The sequence below is a fragment of the Candidatus Nanosynbacter sp. HMT-352 genome (assembly GCF_022819365.1).
Classification (GTDB): domain Bacteria; phylum Patescibacteriota; class Saccharimonadia; order Saccharimonadales; family Saccharimonadaceae; genus Nanosynbacter.
Genome location: NZ_CP089289.1, coordinates 527,148 through 541,536, shown reverse-complemented (window position 1 = coordinate 541,536; position 14,389 = coordinate 527,148). Strand labels below are relative to the sequence as shown.

Sequence of the window (14,389 nt, the reverse complement as noted above, 5' to 3'; positions counted from 1 at the left end):
TGTAAAAAGTAAAATGCTTGCAAAAACTGAGAAAAGTGGTAAAAAGTATTGACAAATCAAGAGAGAGAGAGTATTATAGGCTTCATATCATTAGCGAAAGGAATGAATATATAATGGAATTGCCAAATAATAGCGAAGCCGCAAAGCAAATGGAGTTTGCAGAAGGGTTTAATCCTGAACTGACGACCGAAGAAAAGTTGCAGGCGGCAGTGGAATTTGATGATCTGGTTCAGTCGACATTGCTTAGATTTGCGGAAGACGCGAAAACTCACGATCACGACATAATATTTTCAGATAGGATACAATCGGAAGTCTCATTAGAAATTCCTCAGAAAGATGGTTCTGTGGTGTCTATCGGTGTATATTCAGGATCTCTAGATAATGGCACTAAGTCTCGAGAAATTACATTCGTAGAAAGAGGTGTAGGAGGGTATCATCGATATTATATAGAGGATGACTTTGTTTTAAGGTATGATGACAATACGCCCTTCTCTTCAATGGAAGAAGATGATGACAAAATTGATATGAGTATGATGAGTGATGATGAGATATATGAGTGTGCAGTTAGAGCTATGCGTAAAACCAATAATCTAATAGAGAATTGTAAATTAGAGCAACAAATGGGGCTAAATCGTCAACCGGTCGGTGTGGACGAAATAAGTAAGCTGGCGGAGCTATTGGAGTCAGCTGAAGTTTTTAAGTTTAATTACTAGCATTCTGAGCTTTCAGCTCACGCTCATATCTCTGTAGATTTTCAATCAAATCGTCGATATCCCCGTTCATTGCAGCGGGGATATTGCTGCGGCTGTAGTGAATGCGGTGGTCGGTGATTCGGTCTTGCGGGAAGTTGTACGTTCGGATTTTTTCCGAGCGGTCGCCAGTCCCAACCAATGAGCGTCGCTCGGCGCTTAATTTGGCGTTTTCCTCGTCAATTTTCATCTGCAACAATCGCGAACGAAGCACGCTCATGGCTTTTTCGCGGTTTTTAATTTGCGATTTTTCGTCTTGGTTTGTAACTATCATTCCAGTCGGCAAGTGGGTGATTCGCACTGCTGAGTCTGTAGTGTTCACACTTTGACCGCCGTGTCCACTGGAGCGATAAATATCAACGCGCAAATCATTCGGGTTTATCTCGATGTCGGCTTCTTCTGCTTCTGGTAAAACCGCCACCGTTACGGTTGAAGTGTGGACGCGACCTTGGCTTTCAGTGACTGGAACTCGCTGAACTCGGTGTACGCCACCCTCGAACTTCAATTTAGAGTATGGCGCGTCACCCTTGATCATAAAAATAACTTCTTTATAGCCGCCAGAATCGTTGGCTGATTCGCTGATTAATTCTACTTTATAGCCGTTAGATTCGCACCAGCGTAAATACATGCGGTATAGTTCCGCCGCAAACAACGACGCTTCATCGCCACCCGCACCAGCGCGGATTTCCATGATGATATTTTTCTCATCGTTGGGGTCTTTCGGGGTGAGCAGGATGAATAATTCTTCTTCTAATTCGGTCAATCGAGCTTCAGTTTCAGTGATCTCAAGTTTCGCCAGCGCAGCCAATTCGCCGCCTTCGTTGGCTAATTTTTTGGCTTCTACTAAGTTTTTTTCCAGATTTTCTCGCTCTTCACCTTTGGAAATAAGCGTTTCTAATTCTGAAAATCGTTTGTTTTTTACCGTAAAATCTGGTGAGCTGTAAGCATCAGGTTGCGCTAAAAAATTGCTCAAATCAGCTCGTTCGTTTTTCAGAGAATCCATATCTAAAGAAATCTTTGCCATATCTATAAAATTATATCATACATTGACAGATATCTCTAAGTATTGTCAGATTGAAATAGTGTAAAATAAAACCGCCCAGTGATTGAGCGGTTTTTTGGATTGTTGGACTAATTTGTCAGATTATTTAGTCTTTTTGTCTGATTTTGGAGAATCAGTTTTAGCTGCTTTTTTAGCGTTAGCTTTCTTTGCTTTGTTTGCCAAAGCTGCTCGGCGAGCTTCAGCGGCTGCTTGACGAGCCTTAAAGCGATCAACACGACCTTCGGTGTCGATAATCTTTTCCTCACCAGTAAAGAATGGGTGTGAAGCTGATGAAATGTGAACCTTAACTAATGGATATTCGTTGCCGTCTTCCCATTTGATGGTTTCGGTTGTTTGCGCTGTTGACTGAGTCAAGAACGCGAAGCCCGCTTGTTCGTCGCTAAATACGACAGGGCGATAGTTCTGTGGGTGAATACTGCTTTTCATAACCTTGGTATTTTAACAGAAAACCGCAGGCATTGCAATATTTACCAAAAAGGCGTGCGGACGTATTGACGTATCTGTAAAAAGTAGCGCATAATTACAGATGAGATACGCTAATTTAGGAGGAGTATGTGCTATGGAAAATGGTTCTTATGTATATGATAAGAGTAGGGATAATGGCTTGAGATATTTAGCGGGAGAAGCTTTTCGTCGCTCTAAGGAATTGGCAATAGCAAAAGAGTTAGGGGTGATATTAGAAAATCCCGATAAAACCGAATCTTTTGAGCTATATAATTCGGGGGAGTCAGAGCGTATGCTGGCGCTAGTTGGCGAGGAGTTTGGGATTGGAGTTATGCAGACACCGGGTAAGCCTAAGGAAGTAACTGCAAAATTATTTAATCCGCACGAAGTAATTCAGGATTTATACAGGGAGATGCCGCTGGACGTTCATACTTCGGTCGTAGCCTTTGACGGATATATAGAAGATGGGGATCCTTCAGGAGAAAAAGCTGCATTGCTATTCTTTAAGCTGTCGGCAAACGTACCTGGCGAACCAACTCCGCCTATGACCATGGAAGATTTTAGCCGTAAGACTAGTACTTATGGTGCTGTCGTTTCAGGTAATGGAATTGAATACTTTGAGTTCATTAAGTGCTGCGATATTAAAAGGGTGTCTTCTATAAATTCGCCTCTAGATACTAGTTTAGAAAAAAAAGAACTTAAAGAGGAATTGGAAAAATTTATTAAGTCTCGTTAAGAGGTAGTTGCTCCTGATGAGGATTAGTGATATAATCATCTAGTAACTAATTTTAATGACACAATCCGTTTCACACTCCAAATCGTGAGCGGATGAGGCAAAAGGAGAAGAGAATGTCTGTAAAGGTAGACATTAAGGCTTTGCTGGAGTCAGGTGTTCATTTTGGACACAAAACCAGCCGCTGGCACCCAAAGATGGCGCCATATATTCACAGTAAGCGTCAGGATAGTCACATTATTGACTTGACTAAGACTGTTGAAGCTTTGGACAAGGCTTTGCCAGAATTGACAAAAATCGCTGCATCAGGCCGCAAGGTTCTGTTTGTTGGCACCAAAAAACAAGCCAAAGACGTTGTTCGTGAAGCAGCTGAAAAAATCAACCAGCCATACGTAGTTGAGCGCTGGATTGGTGGTATGTTGACTAACGGTTCAACTATTGCTCAGCAAATTAAGAAGTTGAAGAATCTTGAAAAGCGAATGGCTTCAGGTGACTTGGAAAAGCGTTATAACAAGCTTGAAGTGCAGCGTTTCCAGGAGGAAATCGACAGCTTGAATATGAAATATGGCGGCATTAAGGATTTGATGGGCAAGCCAGGCGCTGTTGTTGTAGTTGACGCATTGACCGACGCAAATGCAGTTCGCGAGGCTCAAACTTTGGGCGTGCCAGTATTTGCAATTGTTGACACTAACGTTAACCCAACAGGAATTGATTACGTAATTCCAGGTAATGACGACGCTGTTAAGGGTATTCAATTGCTATTAGACTACTTCACTGCAGCTGTTGCTGAAGGCGCAGGTAGCGTAAAGGCTGAAGAAAAACCAGCTAAAAAAGAGGAGAAATAGGATGGGCGTTTCTGTAGACGATATTAAAAAATTACGCGAATTGACCGGCGTAGGCTTGACTGACGCTAAGAAAGCTTTGGTTGAGGCTGAGGGCGATTTCGATAAAGCTTTGGAAGCTATGCGCAAAAAGGGCTTGACGAAAGCTGAAAAGAAAGGTGATCGTGAAGCTCGTGAAGGTTTGATCGAAGGTTATGTTCACTCTGGCCGAATCGGCGTTATCGTTGAGGTAAACTGCGAAACTGATTTTGTGGCTCGACTTGACGACTTTAAGACGTTGGCGCACGAAATTGCTATGCAAATTGCAGCGATGAGCCCAAAATATGTTTCTGAGGCTGACATTCCAGCAGAGGAGATGGAGCGCGTTAAAGCTGAGCTTATGGCGAGCGAATCTTTGGCAAGCAAGCCTGAAGAAATGCGCGAGAAGATCGTTGAAGGTCAATTGAAGAAGCATTTTGCTGAGCAGGTTCTTATGAGCCAGGCTTACATTTTGGACGATTCTAAGACCGTTGAGCAACACATTAAGGAAGCTATCGCTAAATTGGGCGAAAACATCGTTATTCGTCAATTCAAGCGAATTGAGCTGGGTGTAAGCGAATAGATTTTCACGCAGAGAAGAAGTCGGCCGTAGTAATGCGGTCGATTTTTTATTTTGTCAATATTTACCACAAGCATATTGACAATATCGCAAATATGTGCTAGTATGGTTACATATCAAAAATGATAGTAAAAACAAAAAAGGAAAGATATGATCGAAAATCCCGCCAAAAATACAAATAATTCTTCGGAAGTAGGTCCCACACAAGGTTCTTCTCCGGAAGATGCGTGGGCAGGAGTAGCAGCTGCTGGAGAGGCTCTTGAGCGTGAAGCAAAAGCGGCTGCGGAGCAAAATTCAGACAGCAAAACCCCGGTGAAGGTTAATTACGAGGGCGAAGCTTATGGGACGACGAGACAATATCCGACTACGGAGTTACAGAAGAAAACGCGTGATGAGCGTATTGCTGACGGTCAGGAGATAGTTGCTGCGCTGAAGAATAAGGCTAAAGAAGGTCTTGGTCGCGTATGGAAGGGTTTGAAAGATAGTTTTTATATTGGCGTGAGTCGGGGTTCTGAATTACCTGGACAGATTGCTGAAGGAGCTGGACGCGCTAAGGAAAATATAGGCAATACTTTGTCTGAAGCAAAGAATAAGGCTGCGGAATTGTTTGCGGGCGGTCGAGAGTTTATTCTTCAGAAAGCCTCAGAAGCCCGTACGCGAAAAGAAGAAAGGCAAAAAGCTCGTCAAGAACGCAAGGAAGCTCGGGCTAAGGCTAAAGAACAGCGCGAGTTGGATAGGCAGAAATATAACGAAGCTCGAGAGCAGGATAAGCAGGATAATGCGACAGATAAGTCGACGATTGATAACAATAAAGAGACTGTAAAAAACTCTAAGCAAGAACAAAAAGAGGCTGCCGCCAAGCTAGAAGCAGCAGAAAAGAGACGACGAGAGGCGGAAGAGAAGGCTAAGAAAGCTGCCGCTGAGTATGACGCCGCAAAGAAGGCATTTGAAGCTGATCAAACGAATGAGAAGTTGCGCTTGGAGGCTGACAAAAAGCGTAATCTGGCTGGGGCTGCCGCAGCGGAGTTGAATCTTGCTGAACTTGATGTTAGTGAATTGAAGAGTAAGATCGATTCTGCTGAGGAAGAAATTGATAAGGCTAAGAGTGAAATAGATAAAGCTAAGGAGGCCATGAAGGAGCGTGCAGAAAAAGCCCGGGAGCGTAAAAACGCACGACGACAAGCTCGCAGAGAGGCTCTCGGCGACAAATGGGAATCTGCTAAAGATAAGCTGGCGCGGGTTGCTGGCAAGAGCGCGAACTGGATGCTGAATCTTGGCAGAAGGGCTGTTGCGGGAGCTGGTAGGGTTGTCGGTAGGGCTGCTAGGGCGGTCGCCAACAAACTTGACCCAGTTGAGGCAAATAGCGAATCAAGCAACGGTAAATAAGCATAATTGATAATAAAACATAAAAAGGATATTATAAAATCATGAATAACGACCAAACCCAATTAAACATTCGAGTAACAATAGTCACCAAGGCGCAGCTGAATTCAATCGGTATCAATCTACCGGAAGATCAGATGCAGGCGCTGATTCAGCACGTAGAAGATACGATCAATAGCCAAATTGGCGAAGAAATCGTTGAGTCTCTGGATGATGATCAGCTGAAAGAATTGGTGCAGATGCAGGACAATGACGCGCCAGCTGAAGAAATTGACGCATGGATTCGTGCACGAGTTCCAGAATATGATGAGATCATTGAAGATAACGTGGCGATTGTTCTGGGTGAATTAGCTAATAATTCCGATGCGATTCAAGCATAAATAAGCCTAGGAAAAATAAATCCGCCTTCACGTGAGAGGGCGGATTTTTATCGTGTGGAAATTATTGAGCAGCCATCTTTTTGGTGGCGCGCATCTGTCGTGGTGACGATGAATTGGTGATTTTGGATGGTTTCCTGAAGAAGTTTTTCGCGAGTGGCGTCTAATTCAGAAAAAACGTCGTCTAGCAGAATTAGCGGTCGAGATTGGCTGACTTCTGTTTGAAGTTCTAGCTCTAATAATTTGAACGCCAGCATAATGGTTCGCATTTCACCACGTGAAGCAACTTTAATGGCGGGCTGATTATGGAGAAAAATTGTGAAATCTTCACGGTGCGGACCGGCAGAAGTGAAGCCTGTAGCCATTTCATATTCGCGGGATTTTCCTAAGCGATTTAGTAGGGCTTGGTCATAATTTTCCAGAGGTACAATAGCGCCATATTCGATGGATAATTGCGTGTCTTTTCCCGCCAAAGATTCGTATAAATTTTTTATGCGGGGCTCGTTTATCTGGAGAAATTTGGCTCGTTTTTGGGCAATGTTGGTTGCGTATTGGATAAATTTTATATCCCAAGCAAACAGGTTGTCACGCCAAATTGATGAGTCTTCTTGGTGGGATTTTAAGAGTTCGTTGCGTTGTAAAAGAGTGCGATTGAAAGCTCTTAAATCCGTGTCGTATTTGGGGTCAAGTCGGGCAATTAAGCCATCCAGAAAGTCGCGCCGTCGGGATGGTGAGGAGGAGATTAATCTTAGTTCGCTTGGCTCAAACAAAACGACGGGCAGGCGATTTTTCCTAGTTAAGACCTTTGATTTATTGTCATTGATAATAAATTCTTTGTTTATTTTTCCGGAAATTGAATCAAGCTTAATACGTCGCTCGCCGAAATCTCCCTCCAGATGAATAATCGTCTGTGGGGCATTCAGCGTCATACAATCGCCAAGACTGCCACGAAAACTACTGCCGCGTAGCGCCACATAAACTGCCTCGAGCAGATTCGTCTTGCCGGTGCCATTTGGTCCAACGATTACCGTTCCAGAATTGCTAAAAGTCGCTTCGTGCAGATGATAAGACCGAAAATTGTATAGCTTAATCTTAGAAATCACTCTGTTATTATAGCACGGGGCGTAAGGCAAAATTAGCAGACAAGACGCTTGAAGTTTGATATAATAACGGATAGATAAATTGGAGGAAATATGTTCGACACAAACCCTTATGAAGAAAAAATGAATGCAGCGTTTAGCTTTTTTCAAGATGAATTGAAGAAGGTGCGAACAGGCAGGGCACACGCTGGAATGCTTGACGGTGTTATGGTTGAAGCTTACGGCACAAAAATGCCGCTTAATCAGGTTGCAAACGTAACCGCTCCAGAGGCACAAATGTTGTTAGTTACGCCATTTGACCCGAGTAACATTACGGCAATTTCCTCTGCAATTCGCGACAATCAAAGCCTAGGTTTTAATCCATCTGACGATGGGCGAGTGGTTCGTGTTCCAGTTCCAGCTTTGACTGAGGAGCGTCGCCACCAATTGGTGAAACAGGTTAGCGAGAAGGTTGAGGAAGCTCGAATTGCGATGCGTAATATTCGCCAAGACGCTCTTAAGGATGCTAAGCGAATGAAGGACAATAAAGAGCTGAGCGAAGACGATTTGAAGCGCGTAGAGAAAGAAATTGACAGCTTAATGAGCAAGATGCAGACGCAAATTGACGAGGCGTTTAAGGCGAAAGAAAAGGACGTCTTAACAGTTTAATGAGTGAAACTTTTGCCGATAAAGTGAAGGCGTTGAATTTGCCGTTGGATCAAATTATTGTTATTGGTAGTGGGATTTTGGATCAATTGGGGATTCGTCCAGCTAGTGATATTGATCTTGCGGCGAGTTCTGATTTGATGAAAAAGCTCTCCGAGGAAAGTGGCGATTGGATTAAAAAGTTCGACGATAATCAGCGTTTTTATTTTGTAAAAGATGATGGTTCGGCTGAAGTTTGGGATGGCTGGGTTTTTGATGGGCAGGCTGTTAGTTATGGCGAGCTGTTGAGTCAATCGGTAGAATATGACGGCGTAAGGTTCGTTAATTTGAAATTTCTGCGCAAATGGAAGAGCTGGCGTGGACGTGAAAAAGACGTACGAGATGTTGAGTTAATTGATGAATGGAGGGCGGATAATGAATGAAAATGTGAGTTTGCCGCGGCACATCGGGTTTATTGTTGATGGAAATCGGCGATGGGCAAAGCAGCATGGCTTGCCGACATACGAAGGACATCTGGCGGGCTATAACGCGTTAAAAGACGTGGCATTGGAGGTTCTTCATCGAGGTGTGAAATACGCGAGCGCTTATGTTTTTAGCACGGAAAACTGGAAACGGTCAGAGGAAGAAGTCCGACATTTGATGAAATTGCTATTGAACATACTGAAGGCTGACCTGCCGATATTTATCGAAAACGAGGTTCGCTTGAGGGTTATCGGATCTAGGGAAGGTTTGTCGGATCAATTGATCAAAGCGATTGACGAGGCTGAGAAAAAGACTGCCGATCTGAAAAATGGAGAATTGGTTTTATGCTTAAATTATGGTGGACATTTGGAGATTGCTGACGCGGTTAAAAAAATTGTTCAATCTGGAGTTTCTGCTGAGGAAATTACACCTGAGTTGATTGCTCAAAATATATACGCGCCAGAGGTGCCGCCGTGTGATTTGATTGTTAGAACTTCTAGTGAACAGCGGCTCAGCAACTTTATGTTGTGGCGATCAGCGTACAGTGAGTTGATGTTTATTGAGAAGAATTGGCCAGACATGACGGTGGATGACGTGTCGGTGATTTTAGAGGAATATGCTAATCGGAATAGGCGGTTTGGAAAATGATTGTTTGGGGAGTACTTTTAGGGCTATTTGTTCTCATTTTATTGGTAGTTTTGCATGAATTAGGTCACGCTATTGTCGCCAAGAGAAACGGCGTCAAGGTTGAGGAATTCGGAGTCGGATTTCCGCCTGCCGCAAAAAAATGGAAAGTAAAGCGAAGTTTCTTGGGTGAAAACGTAACGTTTAGTTTGAACTGGCTGCCGCTTGGTGGATTTGTCAAACTGAACGGTGAATATGATTCCGCAAAAGGCGAGGGCACATACGGTGGATCGACATTTTGGGTGAAGACGAAGATCTTGCTGGCTGGTGTCATGATGAACTGGATAACTGCGATTGTTTTGTTCACGATTCTTGCGATAATTGGCATGCCGAAAATCCTGTCGAACCAAGTTCAATTGCCATTTGATACAGAGGTTAGGCGTTCGCCGGTGGCGATAGCAAAAATCACACCGAATTCTCCAGCGGATAAAATTGGACTTAAGGTTAATGACGAACTTATTAAGATAAACGGCCAGTCGCTTACGGAGGCAGAAAAATTGCCAGTTATAACTAAGCAAAGTTCTGGCAAGAAAATCAGGGTTGAATATAGGCGTGACGGCAAAGAGTTAGCTGTTGATGTCCAGCTGAATGATGAAAAGTCCGTGAAGGGAAGCGGATATCTGGGCGTTATTCCGGGGCAGACGGAGAAAATGTATAGCACATGGTCGGCGCCTATTGTGGGTGTGGCGACTACTGGGCAATTGTCATATGAAACTGTCAAAGGCGTTGGTGTGTTATTGGTAAAAACCGTGCACGGATCAATCGGACAAATATTCGGTTCCGCAGAATCAAAGGAATCTGCACGAGCTGATTTAGCTTCTGTCAGCGGGAGCGTGGCAGGACCAATTGGCATACTGGGTGTATTATTCCCGTCAGTTGTCAGTTCTGGAATTGAGTATATCATTTTCGTGGCGGCGTTAATCTCGCTGACGCTGGCGGTGATGAACATTTTGCCAATCCCAGCGCTCGACGGTGGCCGCTGGTTCACGATGGCAATTTTCCGCTTATTTAAGAAAGATCTGACGAAAGAGCGCGAGGAAAATATTCAGGCAACCGGTATGTTGATTCTATTAATCTTAACAATTTTGGTGACGATCAGTGATGTTGGAAAGCTCTTCTAAGAAATTAAAAAATCGCAAATGGTGGCTGATTTTGGCGCTCCCAGCTTGGGTTTATGGCGTATTTTTGGCGGTGGAAGTTGTTGTTTCATTGGCGGTCGGTGTTTTGATAAAAATCGGCGTACCTCTCAATTCTGTGAATCCAGTTATTTTTAATACAGTGCTTTCGGTTATTGTATATATTTTGTCGCTAATTGTCGTGATTGGCGTACCGTTTTTCGTTAAGAAGCGCCGAACAACTTTGGGTAATTTGGGTGTGAATGATTGGCCGACGTTTTTAGAAATATTCATTTCTCCGTTTGCTTTCGTGGCGTACTTTTTACTAACAATGGTTACGATGAGCATCGCCAGAGTTGTTTTCTTAGTGGATATGCAACAAAAGCAAGCTATACCGTTCAGCCAGAGTATGTTGGCGACTCATTGGCAATTTATCATGGCGTTCGTTGTGTTGGTGGTGCTGGCGCCGATTGTTGAGGAGCTTTTATATCGCGGATATCTTTATGGCAAGTTGCGTAATTCTTTCTCGATTTGGCCATCGATTATCGTAACGAGCATAGCGTTTGGCGCGGCACATCTTTGGGTTGGTCCAGATTCACCATTGCAATGGGCGGTGGCAGTTGATACATTTACTTTAAGCTTGGTTATGTGTGCGACCAGGGAATACACTGGCGCAATTTGGGTGCCGATTATGATGCATATGGCGAAAAACGGAATAGCTTTTTATTTCTTGTTTGTCAATACGGGCGCAATTAATCAGACGGAATCGTTATTGCCATTTATATTTATGTAAAGGAGAGAAATATGCGAATGACACAACTTTTTACCAGAACTTTGAAACAGGCGCCAGCTGGCGAGGTTGCGCGAAATGCTCAGCTTTTGATTCGTGCTGGCTACGTACATAAAACGATGGCGGGTGTGTATTCGTTTTTGCCGTTGGGTTTGAGAGTTCTTGAGAATATTAAGCAAATTGTTCGCGAGGAAATGGACAAGGTTAATAGCCAGGAATTGGTGATGAGTACTTTGCAGCGAAAGGAATTGTGGCAAGAAACTGGTCGTTGGAGTGATGAATTGGTCGACGTTTGGTTTAAGTCTAAGTTGCAAGACGGCACAGACATTGGTTTTGGTTGGACGCACGAGGAGCCGATTGTTGATCTTCTTCGCAATTACTTAAAGAGCTACAAAGATTTGCCAATTAGCGTTTATCAATTCCAGAATAAATTGCGAAACGAACTTCGCGCTAAGAGTGGAATTATGCGTGGTCGTGAATTTGTGATGAAGGATATGTATTCGATTCACGACAGCAAGGAGAGTTTGGATAATTATTACAATTCGGTTATTGAGGCGTATAAGCGTTGTTATGATCGATTTGGGATTGGCGATGAAACATATGTGACGTTTGCTTCTGGTGGCGCTTTCACGAAGTTTAGCCATGAGTTTCAGACGATTTGCGACGCTGGTGAGGATTATATTTATCTTCATCGTGGTAAAAATATCGCTGTTAATGAAGAAGTTTTGGATGAGGCGGTCAAGGAGCTCGGCGTCGATCGTAGTGAATTAGAAAAAGTAAAAACTGCCGAAGTTGGCAATATCTTTAATTTCGGCACGCAGAAATCCGAAGAAATGAAGTTAGTGTTTACCGACGCCGAAGGTAAAGAGCGATACGCTTATATGGGAAGTTATGGTATTGGAATTACGCGAGTTATGGGCGTGATTGTTGAGAAGTTCGCTGATGATAAAGGTTTGGTTTGGCCAGAAAATATTGCGCCGTTTAAGGTTCATATTGTGGCAATTGGCGAAAAGGGTCAGGAACTAGCAGGTAAGTTTTATGACGAGCTGGCTAACAGTGGTGTCGATGTGCTACTCGATGATCGTGACGAGCGTCCAGGCGTGAAGTTTGCTGATGCTGAACTAATGGGGTTGCCGTGGCGGATAACGATCGGTGATCGAACGATTGACGGTGATGGCTTGTTTGAATTGACGGAACGAGCAACTGGCGAAACGCGAAAAATGGATTATCAGCAATTGATGGATTTTTGCCTTAGTCGGTAAGGCTGATTATATTGACATAATAAATAGCGATTGATATACTCAGATAGACTTAATCAGGACTAATTAAAAACACTATATTTAGTGTAGATCGTAAGGCTAATACCACTACATACAGTAGAGGAGGAAATTTTTATGAAAAAAACTTATCAAATTACAGAAGCTGGAAAGGCTGATTTAGAAAAAGAATTGGCAGAGTTGAAAGGCCGACGTGGCGAGATTGCTGAAAAAATTGCGGCAGCGCGAGATTTTGGCGACTTGAGCGAAAACGCGGAATATGACGCTGCACGCGAAGAGCAGGGCTTGGTGGAAACGCGAATTTTGGAAATTGAAGATATTCTGCAGAACGCCGAAATTATTAAATCCAACGGCAGCTCAAGTGTTGGCCTGGGCAGTACGGTTGAATTGCAATGTCCAGAAAGAACCGTATCCTACACGGTGGTTGGTCCAGTTGAAGCTGATCCATTGGCTGGACGAATCTCAGATCAGTCGCCAATTGGTAAAGAATTGATTGGTAAGAAAATTGGTGACGAAGTGACGATTAAAACGCCAAAAGCCGAAATTACCTATATTATTAAGTCGATATCTTAAACCTAGCGGGATCTGCCGCATATAATGTGCTATAATTATCTCTGTTATGGCTACACTTCAAGATTATCGCAATGAACGACTACGAAAACTGGAAACATTACGTCAATTAGGCGTTGAACCATATCCAGCAAAATCAGAACGGACTCATACTTGTGCTGAGGTTTTGTCTAAGTACAATGAGCTAGCTGGTAAGGAAGTTGTCGTTGCGGGTCGTGTGGCGTCTATTCGCAGTTTTGGCAAATTGGCATTTATTAAATTACGTGATCAGTCTGGTGATGTGCAACTTTACTTGCAGCGTGATGACGTGGCGGAATTAGATGCTGCGCGCGGTGTGCTTGGAATGAAGCAGCTTAAATTGCTAGACACGGGCGATTTTATTGAGGCGAAGGGCGTGATGACCACGACACAAACGGGCGAAAAATCCGTTGGTGTACACGAACTTAGATTGTTGACTAAATCGTTGAGGCCAATGCCGGAAAAATTAGAGAATAAGGAAGAGCGCTTGCGTCGACGTTATGTTGATATGAACGTCAATCCCGAAGTTCGCGAGCGGTTCATTCGTCGAAGTAAGTTTTGGCAAGCAACGCGAGATTATTTGAATAGTCATGGGTTTATCGAGATTAATGTTCCTGTTTTGGAACACACCACTGGCGGTGCGGACGCGAACCCATTTGTGACGCATATGGATGCGCTGGGCGATCAGCAGTTTTATTTGCGAATTAGCCACGAATTACCATTGAAGCGATTGATTGGCGCTGGATTTGAGAAAGTTTATGATCTCGGTCCGCGTTTTCGCAATGAAAATTACTCTGACGAGCATCTGCCAGAGCATATCGCCATGGAGTGGTACGCGGCTTACTGGGACTGGAAACAGGGAATGCGTTTCATGGAGTCGATGTATAAAGATGTGCTTCAGAAGACTTTTGGTACTCTGCAATTCCAATTGGGCAAATTCAACGTTGATATGAGCGGTGAGTGGGAAGTTTGGGATTATGCTGAGGCTATTCGCAAGCATTACGGAATCGACGTTTATAACACGACAATTGAAGAAGTTGCCGCTAAGCTGAAAGAACATAATTTGGAAGTTGAAAAAACTGATTCTATTCCACGCAGTATTGATAAATTATGGAAGAATATTCGTAAAGACGTTGCTGGTCCGGTTTGGTTGGTGAACACGCCGAAGTTTATTAGTCCGTTGTCAAAGACTAATCCGGAAAATCCAGAGACGGTGGAGCGTTTCCAGCCGGTGATCGCTGGTTCGGAATTGGGCAATGGATTCTCTGAGTTGAATGACCCGATTGACCAATTGAATCGTTTCCTTGAGCAACAGCAAATGCGTGACGCTGGCGACGAGGAAGCGATGATGCTTGATATTGATTACGTTGAGATGTTGGAATATGGAATGCCGCCGGCTTGTGGCTGGGGATATTCTGAAAGGGTATTTTGGATTTTCGAGGGCGTTGCAGCGCGTGAAGGTGTGCCGTTCCCGCAGCTTAAGAGTGAAATTGACGAAACAACTCGGGCGATTTATCCGCAAGTCAACTTGTAATTTTG

At 43.7% G+C, this 14,389-nt stretch carries 17 protein-coding genes; 14 read left to right on the top strand and 3 right to left on the bottom strand.

Features of this window, described 5'->3' with window-relative positions:
- Positions 1-113 precede the first annotated feature (113 nt).
- Positions 114-713 carry a hypothetical protein gene (locus tag LRM49_RS02890; RefSeq protein ID WP_243777723.1) on the top strand — a complete coding sequence of 200 codons (600 nt, stop codon included), beginning with the start codon at positions 114-116 and terminating at the stop codon, positions 711-713.
- Here LRM49_RS02890 and prfA read toward each other — a convergent pair.
- Entirely contained in the window at positions 703-1,773 is a 1,071-nt protein-coding gene (gene prfA, locus LRM49_RS02885) for a peptide chain release factor 1 (protein ID WP_232736378.1), read from the bottom strand. The genes LRM49_RS02890 and prfA overlap by 11 nt on opposite strands.
- A gap of 120 nt (positions 1,774-1,893) precedes the next feature.
- Positions 1,894-2,238, bottom strand: coding sequence for a type B 50S ribosomal protein L31 (locus LRM49_RS02880; RefSeq protein WP_129632372.1), 345 nt, complete (start codon positions 2,236-2,238; stop codon positions 1,894-1,896).
- Positions 2,239-2,371: 133 nt separating this feature from the next.
- Between LRM49_RS02880 and LRM49_RS02875 the strand changes: the two genes are divergently transcribed.
- From LRM49_RS02875 to LRM49_RS02855, 5 genes are all read left to right on the top strand, one after another.
- Positions 2,372-2,992 (top strand): hypothetical protein, encoded by a 621-nt coding sequence (locus LRM49_RS02875; RefSeq protein WP_243777722.1) that lies wholly within the window; start codon positions 2,372-2,374, stop codon positions 2,990-2,992.
- A 113-nt stretch (positions 2,993-3,105) separates the two neighbouring features.
- Complete coding sequence (gene rpsB / locus LRM49_RS02870) at positions 3,106-3,834, top strand: 30S ribosomal protein S2 (protein ID WP_164999874.1); 729 nt, start codon at positions 3,106-3,108, stop codon at positions 3,832-3,834.
- A gap of 1 nt (position 3,835) precedes the next feature.
- Positions 3,836-4,432, top strand: coding sequence for a translation elongation factor Ts (gene tsf, locus LRM49_RS02865; RefSeq protein ID WP_243777721.1), 597 nt, complete (start codon positions 3,836-3,838; stop codon positions 4,430-4,432).
- A 147-nt stretch (positions 4,433-4,579) separates the two neighbouring features.
- On the top strand, positions 4,580-5,815 hold the full coding sequence (locus tag LRM49_RS02860; protein WP_243777720.1) for a hypothetical protein: 1,236 nt from the start codon (positions 4,580-4,582) through the stop codon (positions 5,813-5,815).
- A gap of 41 nt (positions 5,816-5,856) precedes the next feature.
- Positions 5,857-6,192: a DUF5663 domain-containing protein gene (locus LRM49_RS02855; RefSeq protein ID WP_129632387.1), complete on the top strand. Its 336-nt coding sequence runs from the start codon at positions 5,857-5,859 to the stop codon at positions 6,190-6,192.
- A 47-nt stretch (positions 6,193-6,239) separates the two neighbouring features.
- Here the strand turns inward: LRM49_RS02855 and recF are convergent, their stop codons facing one another.
- Positions 6,240-7,292, bottom strand: coding sequence for a DNA replication/repair protein RecF (gene recF, locus LRM49_RS02850; protein WP_243777719.1), 1,053 nt, complete (start codon positions 7,290-7,292; stop codon positions 6,240-6,242).
- 90 nt (positions 7,293-7,382) lie between these two features.
- Between recF and frr the strand changes: the two genes are divergently transcribed.
- The 8 genes from frr to LRM49_RS02810 all read left to right on the top strand — a co-directional run bounded on the left by frr (position 7,383) and on the right by LRM49_RS02810 (position 14,384).
- Positions 7,383-7,937: a ribosome recycling factor gene (gene frr / locus LRM49_RS02845; RefSeq protein ID WP_243777718.1), complete on the top strand. Its 555-nt coding sequence runs from the start codon at positions 7,383-7,385 to the stop codon at positions 7,935-7,937.
- Positions 7,937-8,356, top strand: a complete 420-nt coding sequence (locus LRM49_RS02840; RefSeq protein WP_243777717.1) for a hypothetical protein — start codon at positions 7,937-7,939, stop codon at positions 8,354-8,356. The genes frr and LRM49_RS02840 overlap by 1 nt, the downstream gene beginning before the upstream one ends.
- Positions 8,349-9,044, top strand: a complete 696-nt coding sequence (gene uppS / locus LRM49_RS02835; RefSeq protein ID WP_243777716.1) for a polyprenyl diphosphate synthase — start codon at positions 8,349-8,351, stop codon at positions 9,042-9,044. The genes LRM49_RS02840 and uppS overlap by 8 nt, the downstream gene beginning before the upstream one ends.
- Positions 9,041-10,201: a M50 family metallopeptidase gene (locus tag LRM49_RS02830; protein ID WP_243777715.1), complete on the top strand. Its 1,161-nt coding sequence runs from the start codon at positions 9,041-9,043 to the stop codon at positions 10,199-10,201. Before uppS ends, LRM49_RS02830 begins: the two co-directional genes overlap by 4 nt.
- The gene (locus LRM49_RS02825) at positions 10,182-10,988 is read left to right on the top strand and encodes a CPBP family intramembrane glutamic endopeptidase (protein WP_243777714.1); all 807 of its coding nucleotides are present in this window, start codon (positions 10,182-10,184) and stop codon (positions 10,986-10,988) included. Before LRM49_RS02830 ends, LRM49_RS02825 begins: the two co-directional genes overlap by 20 nt.
- 17 nt (positions 10,989-11,005) lie before the next feature.
- Entirely contained in the window at positions 11,006-12,247 is a 1,242-nt protein-coding gene (locus LRM49_RS02820; protein WP_243777713.1) for an aminoacyl--tRNA ligase-related protein, read from the top strand.
- A gap of 132 nt (positions 12,248-12,379) precedes the next feature.
- Positions 12,380-12,835, top strand: coding sequence for a transcription elongation factor GreA (greA, locus tag LRM49_RS02815; protein ID WP_243777712.1), 456 nt, complete (start codon positions 12,380-12,382; stop codon positions 12,833-12,835).
- 46 nt (positions 12,836-12,881) lie between these two features.
- The gene (locus LRM49_RS02810) at positions 12,882-14,384 is read left to right on the top strand and encodes a lysine--tRNA ligase (protein WP_243777711.1); all 1,503 of its coding nucleotides are present in this window, start codon (positions 12,882-12,884) and stop codon (positions 14,382-14,384) included.
- Positions 14,385-14,389: the final 5 nt, after the last annotated feature.